The organism is Streptomyces sp. P6-2-1 (genome assembly GCF_050613165.1).
In the GTDB taxonomy this organism is placed as follows: domain Bacteria; phylum Actinomycetota; class Actinomycetes; order Streptomycetales; family Streptomycetaceae; genus Streptomyces.
In genome coordinates this window covers 3,719,732-3,734,393 of record NZ_CP192513.1, presented here as the reverse complement: position 1 = coordinate 3,734,393, position 14,662 = coordinate 3,719,732, and the positions used below count along the sequence as shown (strand labels likewise).

General features: G+C 72.0%; 8 protein-coding genes and 4 tRNA genes. 8 read left to right on the top strand and 4 right to left on the bottom strand.

The features are described from left to right. Positions 1-68: 68 nt before the first annotated feature. Positions 69-2,333 (bottom strand): DEAD/DEAH box helicase, encoded by a 2,265-nt coding sequence (locus tag ACQYWQ_RS16105; RefSeq protein WP_431035373.1) that lies wholly within the window; start codon positions 2,331-2,333, stop codon positions 69-71. A gap of 1,154 nt (positions 2,334-3,487) precedes the next feature. Here ACQYWQ_RS16105 and ACQYWQ_RS16100 point away from each other — a divergent pair. The 6 genes from ACQYWQ_RS16100 to ACQYWQ_RS16075 all read left to right on the top strand — a co-directional run bounded on the left by ACQYWQ_RS16100 (position 3,488) and on the right by ACQYWQ_RS16075 (position 8,770). Then, positions 3,488-3,838 carry a metallopeptidase family protein gene (locus ACQYWQ_RS16100; RefSeq protein WP_431035372.1) on the top strand — a complete coding sequence of 117 codons (351 nt, stop codon included), beginning with the start codon at positions 3,488-3,490 and terminating at the stop codon, positions 3,836-3,838. A 171-nt stretch (positions 3,839-4,009) separates the two neighbouring features. Beyond that, a tRNA-Glu gene (locus tag ACQYWQ_RS16095) sits at positions 4,010-4,082 on the top strand. A 28-nt stretch (positions 4,083-4,110) separates the two neighbouring features. Then, positions 4,111-4,185, top strand: a tRNA-Asp gene (locus ACQYWQ_RS16090). 20 nt (positions 4,186-4,205) lie between these two features. Then, positions 4,206-4,279: transfer RNA gene (locus ACQYWQ_RS16085), tRNA-Phe, on the top strand. 317 nt (positions 4,280-4,596) lie between these two features. Further along, positions 4,597-8,595 carry an ATP-dependent RNA helicase HrpA gene (gene hrpA / locus ACQYWQ_RS16080; RefSeq protein ID WP_431035371.1) on the top strand — a complete coding sequence of 1,333 codons (3,999 nt, stop codon included), beginning with the start codon at positions 4,597-4,599 and terminating at the stop codon, positions 8,593-8,595. A gap of 100 nt (positions 8,596-8,695) precedes the next feature. Next, positions 8,696-8,770 (top strand) — tRNA-Asp (locus tag ACQYWQ_RS16075). A 972-nt stretch (positions 8,771-9,742) separates the two neighbouring features. Here ACQYWQ_RS16075 and bldC read toward each other — a convergent pair. Further along, positions 9,743-9,949, bottom strand: coding sequence for a developmental transcriptional regulator BldC (bldC, locus tag ACQYWQ_RS16070; RefSeq protein ID WP_007824215.1), 207 nt, complete (start codon positions 9,947-9,949; stop codon positions 9,743-9,745). Positions 9,950-10,508: 559 nt separating this feature from the next. Then, the gene (locus ACQYWQ_RS16065) at positions 10,509-11,339 is read right to left on the bottom strand and encodes a hypothetical protein (RefSeq protein ID WP_431035370.1); all 831 of its coding nucleotides are present in this window, start codon (positions 11,337-11,339) and stop codon (positions 10,509-10,511) included. Between the two features lie 245 nt (positions 11,340-11,584). Between ACQYWQ_RS16065 and ACQYWQ_RS16060 the strand changes: the two genes are divergently transcribed. Then, positions 11,585-12,724: a Leu/Phe/Val dehydrogenase gene (locus tag ACQYWQ_RS16060; RefSeq protein WP_431035369.1), complete on the top strand. Its 1,140-nt coding sequence runs from the start codon at positions 11,585-11,587 to the stop codon at positions 12,722-12,724. Between the two features lie 278 nt (positions 12,725-13,002). Next, positions 13,003-13,260: a DUF3073 domain-containing protein gene (locus tag ACQYWQ_RS16055; protein WP_431035368.1), complete on the top strand. Its 258-nt coding sequence runs from the start codon at positions 13,003-13,005 to the stop codon at positions 13,258-13,260. Positions 13,261-13,473: 213 nt separating this feature from the next. On the opposite strand, the gene purM is transcribed toward ACQYWQ_RS16055, so the two are convergent. Then, a complete protein-coding gene (gene purM, locus ACQYWQ_RS16050) occupies positions 13,474-14,553 on the bottom strand; it encodes a phosphoribosylformylglycinamidine cyclo-ligase (protein WP_431039213.1) in 1,080 nt (359 codons plus the stop codon). Positions 14,554-14,662: the final 109 nt, after the last annotated feature.

Sequence of the window (14,662 nt, the reverse complement as noted above, 5' to 3'; positions counted from 1 at the left end):
CTGCGGGGGCCGGGAATTGCCGAGGGCCCGTACGGAAGTTCCGTACGGGCCCTCGGTCATGGGGTCACTCAGCCGTTGCGCTTCCAGCGCGGCTTGTCGTCGCGGCGCGGCGCGAAGGACGAACCGGCGCCACGGTCGTCACGACGCCCGTAGGGGCGGTCGCCCGAGCCGCGGTGGTCGCGGTTGAACGGGCGGTCGCCGCCACCGCGGTGCTGCGGGCGCCCGGCGTCGCGCTGGCCGCCGCGGTCGCGGTCGAAGCCGCGCCCGCCCCGGTCGTCACGGCGCTCGAAGCCACGGCCGCCACGGTCGTCACGACGGTCGTTGTCCCGGCGGAAACCGGGGCGGTCGTCGCGGCGGAACGCGGGACGGTCGCCGTCGCGGCGGTCGTCACGGCGGTCGCGGTCGAAGCCGCGCCCGCCCCGGTCGTCACGCCGCTCGAAGCCACGGCCGCCACGGTCGTCACGACGGTCGTAGGAGCGGTGCTCGCGCTCGCCGCCACGGCCGCCGAAGCCACCGCGGTCCCCGCCGCGGTCGCGGTCGAAGCCACGCCCGCCCCGGTCGTCACGGCGCTCGTCGCGACGGTCGTTGCCGCGGTACGAGGGACGGTCGTCGCGGTCGCGGCGGTCGTTGCCGCGGTACGAGGGCCGCTCCTCGCGGTCACGGTCGTACGAGCGGCGCTCGCTCGCCGGGGCGGGCTCGGCGGCGGCCACGGGGGCCGGCTCCGTACCGGCCACGGTCTGCTCCGTACCGGACTCGGCGCCTTCGGCGACGGCGGTCGGGGCCGGGGGCTCCTCGCCGCGCTCGCGGGCGGCGCGGGCCACGAGGCGGTCGGCCTCGGCGCGGTACTCGCTGGCGCGGCGCTTGGCGCGCTCCAGCTCGCGGGTCAGGTCCTCGACCTCGCGCTCGGCCTGCTTGGCGGACTGACCGGCGGACTCGGCCTGGACCTCGGTCATCGAGCGGGCCCCGGTGATCTCGGCCAGCTCGGCGTCGAAGACGGCGCTGCCGATCTGGTGGCGCGCGGCGTCGACGCCCGCGTCCTCCATGAGGCGGAAGATCTGGCGGCGCTGGTGCGGCAGCGAGAGCGAGACGACGGTGCCGGAGCGGCCCGCGCGGGCGGTGCGGCCCGAGCGGTGCAGGTAGTCCTTGTGGTCGCCCGCCGGGTCGACGTTGAGGACGAGGTCGATGCCGTCGACGTGGATGCCGCGCGCGGCGACGTCGGTCGCGACGAGGACGTTGACGTAGCCGTCCTTGAAGTCGGCGAGGACGCGGGTGCGCGCGCCCTGGGTCATGCCGCCGTGCAGCGCGTCGGCCTTCACCCCGGCGTCGCGCAGCTGCTCGGCGACGCGGTCGGCGCCGAGCTGGGTGCGGACGAAGACGATGGTGCGGCCCTTGCGGGACGCGATCGCCGCGGTGACGGGGGCCTTGTCGCGCGGCTTCACGATGAGGATGTGGTGGCTCATCGTGGTGACGGCGCCCTGGGCGGCGTCGACCTCGTGGGCGACCGGGTCGACGAGGTAGCGCTTGACGAGCGCGTCGATCTCGTTCTCCAGCGTCGCGGAGAAGAGCATGCGCTGACCGCCTGCGGGGACCTGGTCGAGCAGCTCGGTGACCTCGGGCATGAAGCCGAGGTCGGCCATCTGGTCGGCCTCGTCGAGGATCGCGATCTGCACCTTCTCCAGGGAGCAGGCGCCGCGGTTGATGAGGTCGCGCAGGCGGCCCGGGGTGGCGACGAGGATGTCGACGCCACGCTCCAGGGCGTAGATCTGGTTGCCCATCGACGTACCGCCGCAGACGACCTTCATGCGGAGGTCGAGGACGTCGCCGTAGGGCTGGAGGGCGTCGGCGACCTGCATCGCCAGCTCGCGGGTCGGCGTGAGGATGACGCCGCGGGGCTTCTTCTTGTCCGTGAAGCCGCCGGCGAGCTGCGCGAGGAGCGGCAGGCCGAAGGAGAGGGTCTTGCCGGAGCCGGTGCGGCCGCGGCCGAGGATGTCCTTGCCGGCGAGCGCGTCGGGGATCGTCGCGGCCTGGATCGGGAACGGGCTGGTGACACCGTTCTGCGCGAGCTTGCGGACGATGTTCTCGGGCAGGCCCAGCTCGGCGAAGCCGGGGACCTTCTCGGCGGGGGCCTCGGGGGCCTCGTCCGCCGCGGCGGCCGGAGCGCTCTCAGCGGGCTCGACCGCGTCGACGGCCTCGGCCGTCGGCTGCGCGGGAGCGGTCACCTGCGCGGCGGCCGTCGGCTGCTGCTCGGCAGCGGCCGGCTGGACGGGGGTGGTGTCGGCGGGCGTCTCTGCGGACGCGGGCACGACGGAGTGATCGGACGTGGAAACAGACATGTGAAACGCGAAACCTTCCGGAGTTTCGGCACGTGCCCCAGCTCCGTGTACGCGCAGACGACCGCCTCAGTGCGATCCAGCTACGGCAAGGAAGGTACGCGCCACACGCGGCGCTCTTAGATCAGCGCCGGGCACAGGGATGAAAAACGAACAGCGGATGAAACGATCTGCCACCATACGCACCGCGCTGACCCGCTGGCAAACCAGCCGGTCAGGAAGGCACGAGGACAGGGACTGCACTCGGTGACGAAGCGGCGAGGACAGGGCCTGCCCTCGGTGACGGAGCGGTGAGAGCAGGGGGCCTGCCCTCGGTGACAGGGCGCCGGGGGCAGGGGGCTGTCCTCGGCGACGGAGCTTTGCGGTACGCCTGTGCCCCCGGCTCGTACGGGTGAAGCGGAGGACCGCGGGGGCCTCGTCCGCCGTGTCGTACGGGACTGAGGGTCGCCTAGGGCGCGGGCGTGTACTGGTCCGAACGTACGGCATCACCGTCTTGTTCCCGCGCGGCGGACTGATCCGGGGCGCGTTGCCCACGCTCGTGGGTGCGGGCCGCGTCCCCGTCCTCCTCGGGGTCGCTCTCCCGCGGTTCCTCGGGCGTGTCGCCGGGTTCGGGGGTCGTGGGGCCCGTGGTGGGGGGCTCGGGGGTCTCGCCGGGCGTGGGGCCGACGGGGGTGCTCGGGGGAGCGGTGGGGGCGGGGCGGGTGCCGGGGCGGCGGTGGGGTCGGGGCGGGAGGGGGCGGGCTTGGTGGGGCGGTGGCTCGCCCGGTCCTCGCGCGGCGAGGCCGAGTCCTTCGCGGCGGAAGGGGTGGGGCGCGGGGAACTCCCGGAGGGCCCGGGCCGCGCGCTGTCCTCGGCCGCGCCGGGGGCCTCGCCCCCCTGCGGCACGGCGCGCAGCGTTCCCGTACCGCCGCCGCTGTCGGGCGACTCGTGGGCGACGCCCGCGGTGGCACCCGGGCTCGCGGAGCCGGCCGGGTCGTCACCGACGTTCATGCAGCCGGTCCCTGCCAGGGTCGCTGCGAGGACGGCGGCGAGCCGCAGGGGGACGGGGAAGTGGCGCACGGAAGGACCTCCGGTGGCGCGGGACGGCGGGTACGCCGTGCCCAACTCCCCTGGGGCCGCGCAGGACACGGCGGGCGCGCGTCGCGCACAATGGCGGCGTGCTGGAGATGAGCGAGGACCGCTTCGAGGAACTGGTCGCCGAGGCGCTCGACACGATCCCGCCCGAGCTGACCCGGGTCATGGACAACGTCGCCGTCTTCGTCGAGGACGAACCCCCCGCCGATGACCCCGGGCTCCTCGGCCTCTACGAGGGCACCCCCCTGACCGAGCGCGGCGAGTGGTACGCGGGCGTGCTCCCCGACCGGATCTCCATCTACCGGGGACCGACGCTGCGGTACTGCGCGACGGAGGACGAGGTCGTGGAGGAGGTCGCCGTGACGGTGGTGCACGAGGTGGCGCACCACTTCGGGATCGATGACGAGCGGCTGCACGAGCTGGGGTGGGGGTGAGGGGCTGAGAGGCCGGCGGGGGCTCCGCGTCGCCGGTACGGACGGCGGCACCGGCAGCCCCGCGCCCGGCCGATCCGCCCCCTCCGGGAAACCGTTTTGGCGAACCCTCCCCCCATCCCATATGCTTCTCACGTCCCCGACGCGCTGCGAAGCGCCCAGGCGGGCCAATTAGCCCTCATCGTCTAGTGGCCCAGGACGCCGCCCTTTCAAGGCGGTAGCACGGGTTCGAATCCCGTTGGGGGCACGCTTTGCCGTACGGAAACGTACGTCGAGGTCCTGTGGAGCAGTTTGGAGTGCTCGCCACCCTGTCAAGGTGGAGGCCGCGGGTTCAAATCCCGTCAGGACCGCTGCAACCGCGAGGTTGCGTGGCTGGGTAGCTCAGTTGGTACGAGCGATCGCCTGAAAAGCGATAGGTCGCCGGTTCGATCCCGGCCCCAGCCACCGCGTGAAGGGCCCCGGTCGGAGACGACCGGGGCCCTTTGTCGTGCCCGCGGGTCAGTGGAGGGCGGCGGCCCGCTCCCGGCGGCGGCCGGCCCCTGGTCGCCGTGTCCTTCCGGGCGGGCACACGTCCGCGACGTCAACGGAGACGGGCCCCGCGGCAGTACGCCCCACGGCGGGCCCCCGTGGCGCGAGGGGAACGAGCCGGATCAGTACCCGCCTCACGCACCGTGCCGCCCCCGCGCCGAGCACCGCGAGGAGCCCCTCGCCCCGATAACCGTTCGCCGCGCCGCTCCCCCGGGTGCGATACTGAACGTGGTATGTCCACTTCGCCTGCCCCCGCCCCCACCAGCGCGGATCTCGCGCCCCGTATCGCTCTTCTCCCGCCGCGCGACGCGCACCGGCTCGGGCGCAGGCTCGACGGCACCCGCCGGATGCGCAAGCCCGAGGCGAGGAGCGCCGTACTCGCCGAGATCACGGCGGAGATCACCAAGGCCGAGGAGCGCCTCGCCGAGCGCGCCGCCCGGGTGCCGGAGGTCGCTTATCCGCCGCAGCTCCCGGTCAGCGGCAAGAAGGACGAGATCGCGGAAGCGATCCGCGACCACCAGGTCGTGATCGTCGCGGGCGAGACCGGTTCGGGCAAGACGACGCAGATCCCGAAGATCTGCCTGGAGCTGGGGCGCGGTGTGCGCGGCATGATCGGGCACACGCAGCCGCGCAGGCTCGCGGCCCGTACGGTCGCCGAGCGCGTCGCGAGCGAGCTGGACACGCCGCTCGGCGAGGCGGTCGGCTGGAAGGTGCGGTTCACCGATCAGGTCAGCCGCGGGACGTACGTCAAGCTGATGACGGACGGCATCCTGCTCGCCGAGATCCAGACGGACCGCGAGCTGCGCGCGTACGACACGATCATCATCGACGAGGCGCACGAGCGCAGCCTCAACATCGACTTCCTCCTCGGCTACCTCGCCCAACTCCTGCCCCGGCGCCCTGATCTGAAGGTCATCATCACGTCGGCGACGATCGACCCCGAGCGCTTCTCGCGGCACTTCGGCGACGCCCCGATCGTCGAGGTCTCGGGCCGCACGTACCCGGTCGAGGTGAGGTACAGGCCGCTGCTCGCCGAGGACAGCGAGGAGCCGGACCGCGACCAGGTCACGGCGATCATCGACGCGGTCGAGGAGCTGCGGCGCGAGCCGAGCGGCGATGTCCTGGTGTTCCTCTCGGGGGAGCGCGAGATCAGGGACACGGCGGACGCGCTGGAGAAGAAGAAGTTCCCGTTCACCGAGGTCCTGCCGCTGTACGCGCGGCTCTCGCACGCGGAGCAGAACCGGGTCTTCAAGCGGTCCCCGGGCGACAGCGCGCGCCGTATCGTCCTCGCGACGAACGTCGCCGAGACGAGCCTCACGGTGCCCGGCATCAAGTACGTGATCGATCCGGGTACGGCGCGCGTCTCGCGCTACAGCGCCCGTACGAAGGTGCAGCGGCTGCCGATCGAGGCGATCTCGCAGGCGAGCGCGAACCAGCGCAAGGGCCGCTGCGGGCGTACCTCGGACGGCATCTGCATCCGGCTGTACTCGGAGGAGGACTTCGCGGCGCGCCCGGAGTTCACGGACGCGGAAATCCTCCGTACGAACCTGGCGTCGGTCATTCTCCAGATGACCTCGGCCGGGCTCGGCGAGATCGAGAAGTTCCCGTTCATCGACCCGCCGGACCACCGCAACATCCGTGACGGTGTGCAGCTCCTCCAGGAGCTGGGGGCGCTCGACCCGGAGCAGAAGGACCCGCGCAAGCGGCTCACGCAGACGGGCCGCAGGCTCGCGCAGCTGCCCGTGGACCCGCGGCTGGCGCGGATGGTCCTGGAGGCGGACCGCAACGGGTGCGTGCGCGAGGTCATGGTGGTGGCGGCGGCCCTCTCGCTCCAGGACCCGCGCGAGCGGCCGAGCGAGAAGCAGGCGCAGGCCGACCAGTTCCACGCGCGCTTCAAGGACGAGACGAGCGACTTCCTCGCCTTCCTCAACCTGTGGACGTACATCCGCGAGCAGCAGAAGGCGCTGTCGTCCTCGGCCTTCCGGCGGATGTGCAAGAACGAGTTCCTGAACTACCTGCGGATCAGGGAGTGGCAGGACATCTACGCGCAGGTCCGCTCGGTGGCGCAGCAGCTGGGCCTGAACATCAACACGGACGACGCGCCGCCGGAGCAGGTGCACGTCTCGCTGCTCGCGGGGCTGCTCTCGCACATCGGCATGAAGGACGTGAAGGAGTCCACGGCGAAGGACCCGGCGCAGAAGGACAAGCGGCGGGGCGGCGGGAACGAGTATCTCGGCGCGCGCGGCGCGAAGTTCGCGGTCTTCCCCGGCTCGGCGCTCTTCAGGAAGCCGCCGCGGTACGTGATGAGCGCGGAGCTGGTCGAGACCTCGCGGCTGTGGGCGCGCGTCAACGCGCGGATCGAGCCGGAGTGGGCCGAGCGCCTCGGCGCGCACCTCGTGAAGCGCACGTACAGCGAGCCGCACTGGGAGAAGGACCAGGCGGCCGTGATGGCGTACGAGAAGGTGACGCTGTACGGCGTCACGCTCGCCGCCCAGCGCAAGGTGAACTACGGGCGGATCGACCCGGAGACCTCGCGCGAGCTGTTCATCCGCAACGCGCTGGTGGAGGGCGACTGGCGTACGCACCACAAGTTCTTCGCCGACAACAGGCGGCTGCTCACCGAGGTCGAGGAGCTGGAGCACCGGGCGCGCAGGCGCGGCATCGTCGTGGACGACGAGGCGCTGTACGACTTCTACGACGAGCGGGTGCCCGCGCACGTCGTCTCGGGCGCGCACTTCGACTCGTGGTGGAAGCGCAAGCGCCAGGAGGAGCCCGAACTCCTCGACTTCGAGCGCTCGATGCTGCTCACGGACGCGGCGCGCGGCATCACGAAGGACGACTACCCGGACCGGTGGCGGCAGGGGCGGCTCGACTTCCGTGTGACGTACCAGTTCGAGCCGGGCGCGGACGCGGACGGGGTGACCGTGCACGTACCGCTCCAGGTGCTCAACCAGGTCACCGCGGAGGGCTTCGACTGGCAGATCCCCGGCTTGCGCGAGGACTTGGTGACGGAGCTGATCCGTTCGCTGCCGAAGCCCGTCCGCCGCAACTACGTGCCCGCGCCGAACTTCGCGCAGCGGTTCCTCGCGCAGGCGAGCCCGCTGAGCGCGCCGCTCACCACGGCGCTCGCGAAGGGCCTCCAGCAGATGGTCGGGGTACCGGTCACGGCGGAGGACTTCGACGTCGCGAAGGTCCCCGACCACCTCAAGATCACGTTCAGGATCGTCGACGAGCGGCGCAGGAAGCTCGCCGAGGACAAGGACCTCGACGCGCTGCGCGACCGGCTGCGGCCCAAGGCGCGGCAGGCGCTGTCGCGGGCGGCAGCGGCGAGCGCGGAGCGTACGGGGCAGGCGTCGATCGAGCGGAAGGGGCTCACCGACTGGGGTGACATCGGGACGCTGAGCAAGGTCTTCGAGACGCGGCGCGGCGGGCAGCCGGTGAAGGCGTACCCGGCGCTCGTGGACGAGGGCGACACGGTGGGCGTGCGGCTCTTCGACACCGAGGAGGAGCAGCGCGCGGCGATGTGGCGCGGGACGCGGCGGCTGATCCTGCGCAACATCCCCGTGAATCCCGCGAAGTTCGCGCAGGACAAGCTCACCAACCCGCAGAAGCTCGCGCTCTCGGCGAACCCGCACGGCTCGATGCAGGCGCTCTTCGCCGACTGCGCGACGGCGGCGGCCGACCGGCTCATGGAGCGCGCGGGCGGCCCGGCGTGGGACGAGGCGGGGTACCGGAAGCTGTACGAGTTCGTGCGGGCCGGGATCGTGGACACGACCGTCAACGCGGTCGCGGCCGTGCAGCAGGTCGTCGCGGCCTGGCAGGCGTGCGAAAGACGGCTGAAAAGCACCCGTTCCCCCGCGCTGCTCGCGAACCTGGCGGATGTGCGCGAACAGCTCGACGGGCTCGTCCACCCGGGTTTCGTGACGGAGGCGGGGCTCATGCGCCTGTCCGATCTGCTGCGCTACCTGCGGGCGGTGGACCGGCGCGTGCAGCAGATGCCGGCGAACGCGCAGCGGGACACGACGCGGATGGAGAAGGTCCGCGAGATGCGCGACGAGTACCTGTGGCTCCTGGAGCAGTTCCCGCAGGGGCGCCCGGTGCCGCAGGCGGCGCGGGACATCCGGTGGATGATCGAGGAGCTGCGGGTCAGCTACTTCGCGCACGCGCTGGGGACGGCGTACCCGGTCTCGGACAAGCGGATCGTGAAGGCGATCGACGCGGTGGCGCCGTGAGCGGGCACTCACGGACAGCGAGTTCGACCAGGGCCCCCGGGCTGCTGTAGAGTCCTTCTCGCAGCCCAGCGCGGTGCACCACCGCGAAGGCGCCGCTTCTGGTCCTGTGGAGCAGTTTGGAGTGCTCGCCACCCTGTCAAGGTGGAGGCCGCGGGTTCAAATCCCGTCAGGACCGCAGCAGAAGGCCCGTCACTTCGGTGGCGGGCCTTTTCCGTGCGCCCGCGCGCGCCCGCCCACGCCCGCTGTGCCCGCCCACGCCCGCTGTGCCGGTGCGCGCCCGCGCATGACGGCGTGCCCACGTATGCCCGCACGCCCGCCCGTGCCCGCGCGCCCGTGTGCGCCCAGCCGGACGCGGGTAGTTGACCGCTCCTTGCCCTCGGCTGACCAAGTCTTGCCTTGACCGGTCGCCTTACGCACGAGTAATCCGTAAGCGGTACCCCGGAGGCTCTGAGCGCCCCCTGGAGGGCCCGGGGGCGCACCGCACGCGAATTCCCCCCAACGAGTGATGTCGCAGCGGGAGAAGCCCCTTCAGGGCGCGCGGGCTGATAGGCCTTCTCCCCCACTGCGGAGAAGGTCCCGCGGGGCCCGAGAGGAGGGCTTCACCCCACTAACTCACCGTGCGCACAGGTGACAAGAAGTTCGCTGTGTGACGGGTGTCACGGAATTTCTTTGCGGACAGGTCGGACTTAACCCACGCCTACATGGGGTCAATTTAATATGTGCAATTGCACCGTCATGCAGAGAGGTGAATACTCCCCCGGCACGACCGCACACTTTGGCACGCCACCCCCCGCGGACCACCGGCCCGAGCACCCGGTCCGCACACTTCCGCACACCTGAAACCGGAACAGGGCATTCCCCGAAGCCGCGCCGGGGGCGGGGGCGCCCGCTCGCACACCCGCTCACACACCCGCGAGCGCAGCGGCACGCGCGTGCGGACGCACCCGCAGGCCCGCCCGCGACCGCGTACGGGCAGCAAAAAACCGCGCTGGACCCGGCGGAGTCCAGCGCGGCCAATGACGTACCCAAGACTTGCGGCAAGGACGCCTGTTGGGGCAGGCGGCCGACGTCGGATATGAAGCTGTGAAGCGGGGCGGAACGGGTTTGGGGACCCGAAACGCCCGGTAGAGCCCGTTTCGCCGCGCGATCAGGACTCGCTGCGCTGCTGGGGGATACCCGCCAGCAGGGCGCGAACCTCGGCCTCGCGGTAACGGCGGTGCCCGCCGAGCGTGCGGATCGACGTGAGCTTGCCGGCCTTCGCCCAGCGCGTGACCGTCTTGGGGTCGACGCGGAACATCGTGGCGACCTCAGCCGGGGTCAGCAGGGCCTCGGCATCAGGGGTGCGAGCGGTCATGAGCGGCCTCCTCGGGAGAACCGAACCTTCTCGGTTCATTCCTCTAAATTCTGCACCTTGACCCGCGTTGCCCGAAATGGGCGGACGAAGGTCGAGTCGGTTATAGGACGAACGGCTTGTCCTCGGCACTACAACTACACCATCCGTCCAGCCGCGTCGGCCAAACCGATGGAATTGCCCTCTCAGACGGCCATCAGCGACGGAAGCCGATGGACCGTGCCATAGCGGACAGTTACCCCTCCGTAACGATCAGTCACAGCAAGATCGCCGACCACGACGTCGCCCACGAAAGTACTTTCCCGGACGAGACACGACAAACCGCCCACAAGCGAACGGAAGGAGCCCGCGCAGGGCTCCTTGTCCTATTTTGGCACGAGGAGGGGGGAAGGCCGCAAGGGGCCCCCTACGTGCGATCCGTCACGGATCACCCCGCTTGCCCCGATCTGGCGCCGCGCCGGACGTGGCCGTCAACTCCCTTGCACGCGGATGGACTCGGAAGGGTTCACGGCGTACGCCGGAGTGAAGGCTACGCACGGGGACCGCGCCCCGGGGGAAGGGCTCAGTTCGCGAACTGTCGCTCGCGCACCGCGCGCCACCGGTCCACGAGCCGCCCGTAGGCCTCGGCCGCCGCCTCGGGGTCGTCGTCCCGCAGCCCCGCGAGGGCCCCCGCCATGTCGGCGGCCGAGTGGTCCTCGTCCAGACCGTCGGCCGTGAGCGCGTGGACGAGCCCGCCGTAGTCCAGCTCGACGAGCGAGCGCGGGTGGAAGTCCTCCAGCCAGCTGCCGACGTCGATGAGCCCGTCGATGAGCGCGCCCTCCTCGACCGCGTCCCGCAGCGCCTTGAGTCCGCGCGCGACGCGGCGGCGCGCCTCGACCATCGGCGTGCGGTAGCGGAGCCTGGGCAGCTCGGGGCGCCACTCGCGCTCGGCGTCGGCGACGAGCGCGAACCAGCTCAGCGGGACCTGCCAGCGGCCCGTACGAATCCACGGCCGCGCATCCGGATTCCGGGTGAGCCACCGATCAAAATCGGCCATCGCCTGCTTGCGCACGACCTCGGGCAGCGCGGCGTCGAGCACCGGCGCGGGCAGCTCCTCGGCGAGGGCGCCCAGCGCCTGCCAGCCGCGCAGCCGGGTCCGCCAGGGGCACACGCACACGACCCCGTCCACGTCGGCGACGAAGGCGTCCCCGCTCTCGTGGACGGGGACCACCACCGGCGGGGTGGGCAGCAGGTCGGCCAGCGAGCGGCGCAACTCGTCCTGACAGGACGGGAGTTCGGCGCTCTGCGCGTACTGTTCCCAGTAGTCGCGCTCGGGCCTGGGGAAGGCGGCGAGCGGCTCGTAGACACGGAGGTAGGCGGCGTACGGGACGCTCAGCGAGGACACCTTGGGCACCCTTCCTCCCTCCCCGGTCCCGCGCGGGGAAAACCCGCGGGGGCACCCCGGCGACAACGCCGTCCCGCCCATCGTGCCACGCGGGCCCCTCCCCCTCCCGGGTGATCCCCGCCACGTCCCGCGCGGGGCGGCCCCGTACGTCCTACGCTCATGCCGGACCGTCCCCACCACCCCTCGGGGGCGGGACGTTCGCCCCCGCACACACGCGGCGGCGCAAGCGACTTCACCATCGAGGAGTCACCACAGTGACCGACACGGACAACGGCGTTCTGCACGGCCTCTTCCACCCCGAAACCACCGCGGGCGACGCCGGCGGGCACGAGCAGGTCGTGCTCTGCCAGGACCGCGCCAGCGGCCTCAGGGCGATCATCGCCGTCCACTCCACCGCGCTCGGGCCCGCGCTCGGCGGCACCCGTTTCCACGCCTACGCGAACGAGGCCGACGCGCTCGCCGACGCGCTGCGGCTCTCGCGCGGCATGTCGTACAAGAACGCGATGGCCGGACTGCGGCAGGGCGGCGGCAAGGCCGTCATCATCGGCGACCCGGCGCGCGAGAAGACGGAGGAGCTGCTCCTCGCCTACGGGCGCGCGGTCGCCTCGCTCAGTGGCAGGTACGTGACGGCGTGCGACGTCGGCACGTACGTCGCGGACATGGACGTCGTGGCACGGACCAACCCGTGGACGACGGGCCGCTCCCCGGAGAACGGCGGCGCGGGCGACTCCTCGGTGCTCACGGCCTACGGCGTCTTCCAGGGGATGCGGGCGGGAGCGGCCGAGCTGTGGGGCGCCCCGACGCTCGCCGGGCGGACGGTCGGGGTCGCGGGCGTCGGCAAGGTCGGGCACCACCTCGTGGACCACCTCGTCGAGGACGGCGCCGAGGTCATCGTGACCGATGTGCGCGAGGCGGCGGTACGGGACGTGGCCGCGCGGCACGCGGGGCGGGTCAGGGTCGTCGCGGACACGGAGGCCCTGATCCGTACGGAGGGACTCGACGTCTACGCGCCGTGCGCCCTCGGCGGGGCGCTCGACGACGCGAGCCTGCCCGCCCTGACGGCGCGCCTCGTCTGCGGAGCGGCGAACAACCAGCTCGCCCACCCCGGCGTCGGAAAGGACCTCGCCGACCGGGGCATCCTCTACGCGCCCGACTACGTCGTGAACGCGGGAGGCGTCATCCAGGTGGCGGCGGAGCAGGGCGGGGGTTTCGACTTCGACGCGTGCAAGGCGAAGACGGCGAACATCTACGAAACGGTCCGCGAAGTCTTCGCGACCGCGAAGGAGGACGGCGTCCCGCCGGCCGTGGCGGCGGACCGCATCGCTGAGGAGCGGATGGCGAAGGGCGCGGCCAGGGTGCCGGGTCCCGCGACATCCAGCCTCTCCGGCGCGTGAGGAGCGAGGTCGGCGGCCAAGCCCCGGGAGACGGAACTCACCTCCCGGCGGGTCGCCTCGCGAGATAAGGCTAAAATCGCCGTTGACCAGCGACGACAGTCACCCGTACCGCCCTTTCGGCGGCCCCGCCGTACCAGGCGGCGTACCGGATGCCCGTCGGAGCAGGTACCGTGGAACCACTACGGGCACGGCCTCTCATCACGGAGTGCCGTCCCTGATACATGAACGCGTGTCAAGACTCTGGGGCCGTCGAGCCCCGTCACCGAGGGGGTCGAGCCATGGGGCGCGGCCGGGCCAAGGCCAAGCAGACGAAGGTCGCCCGCCAGCTGAAGTACAACAGCGGTGGGACTGATCTTGCACGTCTGGCCAACGAGCTGGGCGCTTCGACGTCGAGTCAGCCTCCGAACGGCAAGCCGTTCGAGGACGACGAGGAAGACGACCCGTACGCGCAGTACGCGGATCGTTACGACGCCGACGACGACGAGGATGAAGCGGACGGGCATTCTCCGTCCTCCTCCCGCCACCACGACGCTTGACCTCGCGGTCTCGCGGTACCCGGTCCGGGCATCGACCCGGACCGGGTTTACTGCTGTCCCCGAGCGGTAGCGGCGGCACTCCGATGTGGTCGGCGGAGTCGTCCCGTACGTCGTGGTGGTGAATCAACACCGAGAGCAGCACCGCGGGCGCGGCGGCGCGCGACGGTACCCGGTTTCCCGGGTCTGCCGTCGTGCGACCGCCGCGCCCGTGTGTCACTTCGCGTACTCCCCGACGAGGGCCGCGCCCTCGGTGTGCTCGCCCCTGGCCACGACCTCACCGGCGATCCAGGCGTCGACACCCCGGTCGGCGAGGGTCGCCAGCGCGGGCTCGACGGCCTCGGCGGGCACGGCGGCGATCATGCCGACGCCCATGTTGAGGGTCTTCTCCAGCTCCTCGCGGACCACGTCACCCGTACGGCCCACGAGGTCGAAGACGGGTGCGGGCGCCCAGGTGGCGCGGTCGAGCCGCGCGTGCAGGTGCTCGGGGATGACGCGCGCGAGATTCGCGGCGAGCCCGCCGCCCGTGATGTGCGAGAAGGCGTGGACCTCGCTCGTACGGAGCAGCGCGAGGCAGTCGAGCGAGTAGATCTTCGTCGGCTCCAGGAGTTCCTCGCCGAGCGTGCGGCCGAAGTCCTCGAAGCGGCGGTCGAGCGAGAGGCCGCCCCGGTCGAGCAGGACGTGCCGGACGAGCGAGTAGCCGTTCGAGTGCAGGCCCGAGGAGGCCATCGCGATCAGGACGTCGCCCTCGCGGACCCGGTCCGCGCCGAGGACGCGGTCGGCCTCGACCGCTCCCGTGCCCGCGCCCGCGACGTCGAAGTCGTCCGCGCCGAGCAGCCCGGGGTGCTCGGCGGTCTCGCCGCCGACGAGGGCGCAGCCCGCGAGGACGCAGCCCTCGGCGATGCCTTTGACGAGGGCGGCGATGCGCTCGGGGTGGACCTTGCCGACGCAGATGTAGTCGGTCATGAAGAGCGGCTCGGCCCCGCAGACGACGATGTCGTCCATGACCATCGCGACGAGGTCGTGGCCGATCGTGTCGTACACGCCGAGCCGGCGGGCGAGGTCGACCTTGGTGCCGACGCCGTCGGTCGCGGAGGCGAGCAGCGGGCGCTCGAAGCGCTTGAGCGCGGAGGCGTCGAAGAGCCCGGCGAAGCCGCCGAGGCCGCCGACGACCTCGGGGCGGGTGGCCTTGGCGACCCACTTCTTCATCAGCTCGACGGCGAGGTCACCGGCCTCGATGTCGACACCGGCCGACTTGTACGAGGCGCCGGTGGGCTGGGCGGGGGTGGGAGACATGCTCATTCAGGTCTTTCGTCTGCGGGGCGGCGGCGGTTCTCCGCGCGGGCTTGCGGTCACGGCTCACGCGTACGCGCGGCGTCGGGCCGCCGGGGTACGGGCGGGTGCG

Bases quoted from the DNA above. Each gene is read 5' to 3' on its own strand.
- bldC (WP_007824215.1), bottom strand. From the start codon at position 9,949: ATGACCGCTCGCACCCCTGATGCCGAGGCCCTGCTGACCCCGGCTGAG.
- ACQYWQ_RS16055 (WP_431035368.1), top strand. From the start codon at position 13,003: ATGGGGCGCGGCCGGGCCAAGGCCAAGCAGACGAAGGTCGCCCGCCAG.
- purM (WP_431039213.1), bottom strand. From the start codon at position 14,553: ATGTCTCCCACCCCCGCCCAGCCCACCGGCGCCTCGTACAAGTCGGCC.
- ACQYWQ_RS16105 (WP_431035373.1), bottom strand. From the start codon at position 2,333: ATGTCTGTTTCCACGTCCGATCACTCCGTCGTGCCCGCGTCCGCAGAG.
- hrpA (WP_431035371.1), top strand. From the start codon at position 4,597: ATGTCCACTTCGCCTGCCCCCGCCCCCACCAGCGCGGATCTCGCGCCC.